Raw genomic sequence first — 8,918 nt, 5'->3', positions numbered from 1 at the left:
AATCTCTCGACTCGAAGTAATGCCTTTAGAGTAAGCAAATAAAATTATTTTTAATAAAATCGCAGGATCGTAAGCCGGACGGCCACCATCATCATTTTTGTAGTTTGGATTAAAGATGGAAAGATCGAGTTTTTGATCAATAAGGTAATGAATGACGTGTTCAAACGTACCTGGCTGCAACTGATCTTGATAGTTAATCACGGCCATTGACGTTTGGTTGTAGTTGTATGGCTTAAATTTAGGCATAAGAACCACACCATGTGAGTGGCTCTATTTTATTAAAAATAGACGTGAAAAATAGGTTTTTCTACAGCCTCAACGCCTTGCTCAGCGGCGTGGTAAAATTGGCGGTTTTTTTGCCGCGTAGCGCAGAAAAGGTGACATTATTACGGAGTCCTATTGAGCGCCTGGCTATGGGAATCCTTAGTTGCTACCTTTTTGACACAAAATACGAAAATTAAAAATATTATGCATGCACCAACTGAAGTGATCTGTTCGATGGGTTTTGGTGGCACTATTAGAATAAATCCTTGGCCTTTTATTAATGATGAAAAGCTTGAAACACAAAATGGCATCATGAATAACCTAAATGTTTGCCAGTGATCTTTTTGTTGTGAATTTGAAGTCGAAACGCTAAGCAAAAGCGCAATACCAATAACTATACTTATACCAATAGAATTAAGCCAAATGCCTAATGAGCTATCAAAATAATAATAAAGTGTTACGCAGTACCAAATCAGATAACACCATAAAGCTATTTTCCCATTGGGAATATTTTTAAAATATCTAATTAAGTTGTTCATAACCCCTCATGCGCATAACAGCTTATTAGTGCGCATGCGCACTTCCGCAGGATCAGGAATTTCCCCGCCCCATCATAACCTTCTGGTTTATAAGAAAAAATATCCATATCCTATACACTCGTTATACGAAAAAGCGCGCACGACTTTTATCATTTACGGAAATCAACTGTATGTAAACTACAGATCTATCAATTATTTGATCGTAACGTGAGTGCTATTCCGTCAACTGGGCAACATCACAATCTAACGCACTAGCCCATGCTCTTAGAGTTTCTATATGAGGTTTATTTCCGAACTTTTCTGCCTGAGCAATGGCTCCTTGTGTAACGCCTAATTTTTCTGACATCTGCACTTAAGATAATCTTCGGTATTTGCGCCACGCAGCCATAGGACTTAGACCTTTTTCAATCATAAGGCCTACGACCTCATGAGGAATAGTGACTTGAGCATCAGCTTCAACAAGTACTTGGTATTCGTTATAAGGCACTACGGCGTACAAAGGTTTACCTCTACTGTCTCTAATAATCTGAGCTTCGGTTTTAATCGTGGCTTCAGTATGTTCGCTCATCTCGTTTTCTCACCTATTGAATCGTTATGATTCGTACACCTTCATCTAGATCAAACAAAACGCGATATCGACCTACTCTCAGGCGATAACCAGCCTTATGACCTTTCAGTGCTTTCACATTTGCTGCCGTTGTTGGGCATTCACTTAGTTCGTCTACAGCCTTGAAGATCGCCGTACGTTATTTTTCAGGCTGAATCTTCCGCAGTTCCTTTACAGCTGTTTTCGTCCACTCAATCGATAACATCAACACCTCCATGTATTACAAACATGCTAACTCAAAATAATAGGTATTCAACATTGAAATTAGATAAATACTTATATTTACTAATATAAATACAAGTTTATCCGGCTACTTAACTCGCTATTCCAAACAACACCCACAAAAAAACCCGCCGAGGCGGGTTTTTATACAGGCTTAACGTTTCTGAATTTTACTTCAAAAAGCTACGGCCTTTTTTCGCGGCAGGGCGTAAACGCAATGCGTTTAGCTTAATTAAGCCTGCTGCGTCTTTCTGGTCGTAGGCGCCTGCATCGTCTTCGAAGGTGGCGATTTTTTCGTCGAACAGGGTATCGTCCGAACGACGGCCAACCACAATCACGTTGCCTTTATACAGTTTTACGCGCACGTCGCCGTTAACCACGTCTTGGGTTTCGTCGATAGCGGCTTGCAGCATTTTACGTTCTGGCGACCACCAGTAACCGTTGTAAATCAGGTTAGCGTAGCGTGGCATCAGTTCGTCTTTTAGGTGGGCTGCTTCGCGATCCAGTGTGATGGATTCAATCGCACGGTGTGCTTTTAGCAATACAGTACCGGCTGGGGTTTCGTAACAGCCACGGGCTTTCATACCAACGTAACGGTTTTCTACGATGTCGACGCGGCCAATGCCGTGTGCGCCAGCAAGTTTGTTCAGTTCTTCCATGATGGTCGCTGGTGATTTATCAACGCCGTCGATGGCTACTGGGTCGCCATGTTTGAAAGTTAGTGTGATGTACGCAGCTTCGTCCGGAGCATTCTCAGGAGAAACAGACCACAACCACATGTCTTCTTCTGGCTCGTTCCATGGGTTTTCTAGGATGTCGCCTTCATAAGAGATGTGCAGCAAGTTAGCGTCCATTGAGTATGGCGACTTCTTACCGGCTTTGTTTTCTACTTTGATGTTGTGCTCTGCGCAGTAGGCCATCAGAGTTTCGCGCGACGTTAAGTCCCATTCACGCCAAGGGGCAATTACTTTTACGCCGGGCTTAAGTGCGTAGGGACCTAGCTCAAAACGTACTTGGTCGTTGCCTTTACCGGTCGCGCCGTGGGCAATGGCGTCTGCACCGGTTTCGTTAGCGATTTCGATCAAACGCTTGGCGATTAATGGACGCGCAATCGATGTACCTAGCAAGTACTCACCTTCATAGATGGTGTTAGCGCGGAACATTGGGAATACGAAGTCACGAGCGAATTCTTCACGTAGGTCGTCGATGAAGATTTCTTTGATGCCCAGTGCTTCGGCTTTTGCGCGTGCTGGTTCTACTTCTTCGCCCTGACCCAAGTCTGCCGTAAAGGTTACTACTTCACAGTTGTATTCAGTTTGTAGCCACTTAGCGATTACGGAGGTGTCTAGGCCGCCGGAATACGCCAGCACCACTTTTTTGATGTCTGACATGGGTATCTCCAGGATGGTTAACGGCGCTGATCAACTAGGTTGGCCAACGCGAGGAATTCAAAGGGGGCATATTGTACTGATTGCGAGGCCTTACGCCAAGTGAGCGTTATTTATACGACTCAAATGGCACGCTGACTAGGGCTGTTACTGGCTTAACGCGGCAAAACGGTGGCGTCTTCTGGCAGTTTGAACATTAGTTCGTCGGGGATGGGCATGTCTTCGCGCAACTCTAGGCGAATGGTCACACGGCGGTTTTCGGCACGACCTTTGGCGGTTCGGTTATCGGCTACTGGGTAGCGATCGCCGTGAAAACGAGTGGTGATCATATCTGGGCTAATGCCCTGCTTAATAAAATAGCGCTCTACACTTTCGACCCGCAGCTTCGAGGTTTGGCGGTTGTCGTAGCGGCGGCCAATATTGTCGGAATGGCCATCGAGATACACGGCAAATACGCGGGGGTCGTGTTTTATATAAAACACAATGCGGTTGAGCATGTCGGTGTCTTTCGGATCTATCTCGCTCTGCCCTATCTTAAAATGTACTTTTGAGCGTGCTACTTGCTCAAAATTCATCGGCAACAGCTGATTAACGCAGCGAATATAGTCTTGATAGTATTTATCAAATCGAATGGCCGACACATGCACTTGTACAAAACGATCTTGGTCGTAGAAGGTTTTGTGCGTAATGGTCGGCCATTTGCCTTCGAGTAAAGCGTGTAAAAACTGATTGGTGCGTTCAGCATCGAGGCTCAAATTAGGCTGATCTTTAACAATGGCAGCCGAGCCCAACGATTCACTCTGTCCTGATGGCTGCCACGGGGGCGGATTCAAGCTGATTTGCGCCTTACTATAGGCCATTAGATTACGATTAGTTTCTAGCTGAAAAGTGACATCTTCGCCGGCGGTATGATTAAACACGGCGCGGCCGTAATCGGGAATCGGTTGCTCAAAGCGGCATTCAAATACCGATCCACTGAGCATCCACATGGTGGTATCCACATTGCCGCCATAGCTCAACGCCGGGCCAGATGAGACATTGGCAGCCCAGAGGATAAGCGTGATCATGGCTAGAAATGGCCGGTTGAAGTTCAACGTCATGGCGTCCTGTATTCGGTTATTAGCTAGGTTATCGGCCAAAGCTAAGAAAAATTAAACGGGATGCCGTGCTTTCTCCACAAATTCGGTACAATGCACCCAGTCCACGACGCTGTAAGCCATTATTCGCTTGGGCGTCTACTCTCATTCTAGCCAAGGTTACTACTCTATGACGGACCGTCTGACCATTACCCGCCCCGATGACTGGCATTTGCATGTTCGCGATGGTGCTGTGTTACAGCACACCGTGCCCGCAACCGCTCGGGTAATGCAACGCGCCATCATTATGCCTAACCTGAATCCCCCGGTGATGAACGCCGAGCAAGCGTTAGAGTACCGCGCGCGTATCTTAGCGCAGGCTCCAAAGGGTTCGACGTTTGACCCGCTAATGGTGCTGTATCTTACCGATAAAACCACGCCCGAGATGATTCGCGACGCGAAGGCTGCGGGACATATTGTTGCGGTAAAGCTCTATCCGGCTGGCGCAACCACTAACTCGGCTTCGGGTGTTACTGATTTAGGCAAGCTGGATGAGCTGGCAGACGTGCTCACCGAATGCGATATCCGTTTACTGGTGCATGGTGAAGTTACCCAGAACCACGTTGATATTTTTGATCGCGAAAAAGAATTCCTCGATACGATTTTGGCACCGCTGATGAGTCGTCATCCTAAGCTCAAAGTGGTGGTTGAACACATCACCACCAAAGAAGCCGCCGAATTTGTGCTTAGCCAAGGCGATAATGTTGCTGCCACGATTACGCCGCAGCATTTAGCGTACAACCGCAACCATATGTTAGTGGGTGGCATTCGCCCTCACCTATTTTGTTTGCCGATCTTGAAACGCAACATTCACCAACAAGCGCTGCAAGATGCGGTTGTTAGTGGTAGCAATAAGTTCTTTTTGGGCACAGACAGCGCTCCACATGCCAAAGGCGCGAAAGAGTCTGCGTGCGGCTGCGCCGGTTGTTTTAGTGCTTATGCTGCGATTGAATTGTACGCAGAGATTTTTGAAGACTTAGGTGCACTGGATAAACTAGAAGGCTTTGCGAGCCATTATGGCCCAGATTACTACGGCCTTGCTCGTAACCAAGATACCATCACGCTAGTAAAAGAATCGTGGCTAGCACCGTCTGATATGCCATTTGGCAATGATGTAATTATTCCACTGCGCGCGGGTGAAACATTGCGCTGGAAACTCGACTAATAGTAAGGGCAACACATGAGCGGTACTGAAGATAAGCAAGAAAAATCACCAATGGCGCAACGCTTCCGCGGTTTTTTACCCGTGGTAGTGGATGTGGAAACCGGTGGTTTTAATGCCGACACTGATGCCCTATTGGAAATCGCAATGGTGACACTGCGTATGGACGACGATGGCTATTTGCACCCAAACGAAACGTTAAGTGCGAATATTCACCCGTTCGATGGTGCTAACTTAGAAAAGGAAGCACTGGATTTCACCGGTATTGATCCGTTCGATCCTGAACGTGATGCTGAGTTTGAAATCGAAGCGCTAACTGAAATGTTCCAAGTAATTCGCCGCGAAGTAAAAGCCGCCGGTTGTAACCGTGCCGTATTGGTTGGTCACAATGCCCATTTCGATCATGGTTTTTTACGCGCAGCGATTGCCCGTAACGATATTAAGCGCGACCCATTTCATCCGTTTTCGTCGTTCGATACGGCGTCTATTGCAGCGATTTCGCTTGGGCAAACAGTTCTGGCTAAATCCTGTATTACAGCGGGCATAGATTTCGATAATAGCGCTGCGCACAGTGCCGCTTATGATACGTTCAAAACGGCTGAATTATTTTGCTTTATCGTCAATCGTTATAAAGATTTAGGCGGCTGGCCATTGGCCGGTGGCGAAGATGTATCCGAAGACTGATTAATAGAAATACGTATTTAAACCTAATTAAAGCCCCTTATTTGCTTCGCAAATAAGGGGCTTGATCCTTCCCGCCAGACCTTTCCAACGCGAATTATCGAGCACACAGCATGGATTACGAGTTTACCTATGATGACCACGGCCACCCGTCGTTAAGTTTGGATATGGGCCAAGAAACAACCGCCAACTGGCTTAATAGCGAAATCGGCACTGATATTGTTAAGTTGCAACAGCTACTGGATATTATCGACGAGTTAAAGACAGGGACCCGCGAAAAGTACGAAGTAAAAAATCGTCGTTTTCAGTTAGTACTTAATCGCGACGAAGCCGATATCAGCGAACTGCATAACGGCATAAACGAGCAAACGACGGAAGATGGGCTAGATTACGCCGAAGAAGGACTCACCATCTATGAAGATGAGTCTATCTCAGGCTGCGGCTTAGATGACTTAGAAGATTTACTGCTGGCTTGGCAAGATTTTATCGCATAATAATTTCAAGCCCACGAAAGCCATTAACACAGGCACCTACAATAATCACCTGCAATAGGTGCCTGTGCATCATCACAAACCAATCTCTAATTTAAAAATTAGCCGCTAAACGCTGACGCAAATACTCGCTCGCTAATATCGGAGGGTAGAGATTTTTTGGACTGCGAATTTCTGCATTGCTATTCGCTTGGCAGAAAAAGGCAAGGCTATAGCGCGGCCCATACGATTCCTCGGCTCTCGGCATACGTACGCGATGCAGGGTCGATTTAAGCTGATCATCACTCCAGCGCATTAACATATCACCGATATTACAAGTGATTAAATCATCCGCGGGAACAACGTCTGTCCAAGCTTGAGCGTCAACTTCCTTACCCGGACACACCTGCAAACCGCCCTGCCCCTCACGCTGAAACACCATCGTTAAACAATCGAAGTCGGAGTGCGCTCCCGCCCGCCACTGGCCCGGTAGCGGTGCAGATTGCAAGGGTAAATAATGCAATAGGCGTAAAGTGCTTAAATAATCGGCGGCATTTCTATCGTGGCGCTGAGTAAAAAAATCGCGGTCAAAACCCAAGCTCTCAGCAAAACAAGACAGTATTTTCATTCCCAAGGCCCATGCCTTAGATTCAAACGACAACATGGTCTGCTTAAACTCTGGCAAATCGTCATCGCTTGGCCATAACCCTGCCATTTTCGGCACGGTAATTTGATACGACTCTTTTTCGTCGGCAATTTTGGTCGAAGGACGCACCTGACTACGAAATTCCCAGCCCGCGTTCTGACCTGCTTTTAACGGCCAACGGGCTTTTTCCTGTTCTGGTAGTGCGAAGAAGCGTTCACTTTGTGCAAACGCTGCGGTGATTTCCTCACTCGACAGCTCGTGATTACACAGCTGAAAAAAACCGACTTCCGTTGCTGCCTGCCATAATTCTACACGAATTTCTTCGCGCCGTGATTCAAAATCGTGCAAATCAATACAAGGAATCTGCCGAGTACCATCGACTGTACCTTCACCGCCGATGGTACTTTCACGTTGTAATTCTTCCAAGTCATATTGTTTTGTCATGTTATTCTCCAATACAGAGGTCTGTGATTGGAGCAATGCCGGGCCAATAGCCTGCTGCTTCTACTCCGGTGATTAAATGCCTAACTAAATACCCATAGGTATCAATAAAATTGCGGCTCATGGCTCTAAACTCCAACGAAAAAATAGTCGTTGTATAAGCTGAACCAGTTGGTACATACCTAAACTCAGTAAAGCTAATAAAAATAATGCGGCAAACGCCTGAGGTATTTTAAAATACGAGGTTGAAAGCTGAATAAAGTACCCAAGCCCTTTCTCTGCCGCGACAAACTCCGCCACCACGGCACCGATAATGGCCAGCGTCACCGCAACCTTTATCCCGCTAAATAGATATGGCATGGCATAAGGTAAGCGAATTTGCCAAATCCGTTTATGTTCTGCAGCCCCTAATGATCGCGATAGATCAATGTATTCCGGTGGTGTCGCCCGCATACCGGTAGTGGCAGATACTATCAAAGGAAAAAAAGTAATCAGGGCCGTAATGGTTAAGCGCGACGCTTCACCTGCGCCTAAAATCACAATCAGTAAAGGCGCAATGGCGACCACAGGGGTTGACTGGATGACCACCAATATTGGGAATAAGGTGCGTTCCAATAGTGGTATTTGCACCATTAAAATCGCCAGCGGCAAACTAATCGCGAACGACAAAAGAAACCCGAGCATGGCTACCCGTATTGTTGCCCAGCCATGCTCCAACCAGCGACCAGCGTCCACGGCAATAAAGGCATGCCAAATATCACTCGGAGGCGGCAGTATGTAACTAGGCACTGAAAACACCTGACACATCGCCTCCCACAACGGCAGGATAGCGAGCCAAATCGACCATGTAATTATCCGGTTACGCAACATCTTGACCCCCTATTGCTGCGTGCTCCGCGGGCGCATATAAATACTGGCGTAATTGCAAGGTATACCCCGAAAATGCAGGGTCTCGCAGAGTATCCAGTGAACGAGGTCGGGCTAAGTCCACTTGAATACTATCGAGTAATCTCGCTGGACGCTGGCTCATTACCAACACTTTGTCGGCCAATAAAACTGCTTCTGATATTGAGTGCGTAATAAATAAAACTGTCTTCGGCGAGGCTTGCCACCATTTGAGTAAATCAAAGCCAAGCTGCTCTCGGGTCAGCGCATCGAGTGCCGAAAAGGGCTCGTCCATAATTAAGATATCAGGGTCTAATATCAACGCCCGAGCAATACCTACCCGCTGCTGCATACCGCCTGATAAAGCTGCCGGATATTGATGAGCAAAACTGCTTAAACCTATCATGGCTAACAGCTCATCCGCGCGCGAATAATCCTCGCTATTGGGTTTACCTTGAGTATGAGTAATGGGAAATA

12 protein-coding genes are annotated in these 8,918 nt (G+C 46.7%); 3 read left to right on the top strand and 9 right to left on the bottom strand.

Annotated features, from left to right (window positions below):
- The 6 genes from UXZ23_RS03165 to UXZ23_RS03140 form a co-directional block, all read right to left on the bottom strand.
- A partial coding sequence (locus tag UXZ23_RS03165) for a transposase (RefSeq protein ID WP_320819199.1) occupies nt 1-246 on the bottom strand: 246 nt, incomplete at its 3' end.
- A gap of 140 nt (nt 247-386) precedes the next feature.
- Nucleotides 387-803, bottom strand: a complete 417-nt coding sequence (locus tag UXZ23_RS03160) for a hypothetical protein (protein WP_320819198.1) — start codon at nt 801-803, stop codon at nt 387-389.
- Between the two features lie 214 nt (nt 804-1,017).
- The gene (locus UXZ23_RS03155; protein WP_320819200.1) at nt 1,018-1,149 is read right to left on the bottom strand and encodes a helix-turn-helix transcriptional regulator; all 132 of its coding nucleotides are present in this window, start codon (nt 1,147-1,149) and stop codon (nt 1,018-1,020) included.
- Nucleotides 1,150-1,155: 6 nt separating this feature from the next.
- Nucleotides 1,156-1,371: a hypothetical protein gene (locus UXZ23_RS03150; RefSeq protein WP_320819197.1), complete on the bottom strand. Its 216-nt coding sequence runs from the start codon at nt 1,369-1,371 to the stop codon at nt 1,156-1,158.
- 431 nt (nt 1,372-1,802) lie between these two features.
- Nucleotides 1,803-3,023, bottom strand: a complete 1,221-nt coding sequence (locus UXZ23_RS03145; protein WP_320819196.1) for an argininosuccinate synthase — start codon at nt 3,021-3,023, stop codon at nt 1,803-1,805.
- 152 nt (nt 3,024-3,175) lie between these two features.
- Nucleotides 3,176-4,120 (bottom strand): flagellar protein MotY, encoded by a 945-nt coding sequence (locus UXZ23_RS03140; protein ID WP_320819195.1) that lies wholly within the window; start codon nt 4,118-4,120, stop codon nt 3,176-3,178.
- A gap of 166 nt (nt 4,121-4,286) precedes the next feature.
- Between UXZ23_RS03140 and pyrC the strand changes: the two genes are divergently transcribed.
- The 3 genes from pyrC to UXZ23_RS03125 all read left to right on the top strand — a co-directional run bounded on the left by pyrC (nt 4,287) and on the right by UXZ23_RS03125 (nt 6,493).
- The gene (pyrC, locus tag UXZ23_RS03135; protein WP_320819194.1) at nt 4,287-5,321 is read left to right on the top strand and encodes a dihydroorotase; all 1,035 of its coding nucleotides are present in this window, start codon (nt 4,287-4,289) and stop codon (nt 5,319-5,321) included.
- Nucleotides 5,322-5,336: 15 nt separating this feature from the next.
- Nucleotides 5,337-6,002, top strand: a complete 666-nt coding sequence (rnt, locus tag UXZ23_RS03130) for a ribonuclease T (protein ID WP_015487516.1) — start codon at nt 5,337-5,339, stop codon at nt 6,000-6,002.
- Nucleotides 6,003-6,112: 110 nt separating this feature from the next.
- Nucleotides 6,113-6,493 (top strand): YacL family protein, encoded by a 381-nt coding sequence (locus UXZ23_RS03125; protein ID WP_320819193.1) that lies wholly within the window; start codon nt 6,113-6,115, stop codon nt 6,491-6,493.
- Nucleotides 6,494-6,584: 91 nt separating this feature from the next.
- On the opposite strand, the gene UXZ23_RS03120 is transcribed toward UXZ23_RS03125, so the two are convergent.
- The 3 genes from UXZ23_RS03120 to UXZ23_RS03110 all read right to left on the bottom strand — a co-directional run.
- Complete coding sequence (locus UXZ23_RS03120; protein WP_320819192.1) at nt 6,585-7,559, bottom strand: isopenicillin N synthase family dioxygenase; 975 nt, start codon at nt 7,557-7,559, stop codon at nt 6,585-6,587.
- A gap of 117 nt (nt 7,560-7,676) precedes the next feature.
- On the bottom strand, nt 7,677-8,426 hold the full coding sequence (locus UXZ23_RS03115; protein WP_320819191.1) for an ABC transporter permease: 750 nt from the start codon (nt 8,424-8,426) through the stop codon (nt 7,677-7,679).
- A partial coding sequence (locus tag UXZ23_RS03110) for an ABC transporter ATP-binding protein (RefSeq protein WP_320819190.1) occupies nt 8,416-8,918 on the bottom strand: 503 nt, incomplete at its 5' end. The genes UXZ23_RS03115 and UXZ23_RS03110, both read right to left, overlap by 11 nt.

It is taken from the genome of Thalassolituus sp., assembly GCF_034111725.1.
In the GTDB taxonomy this organism is placed as follows: Bacteria; Pseudomonadota; Gammaproteobacteria; order Pseudomonadales; family Oceanobacteraceae; genus Thalassolituus.
Note: the sequence above shows the minus strand (reverse complement) of the source record. Positions and strands in the feature narration are given on the sequence as shown.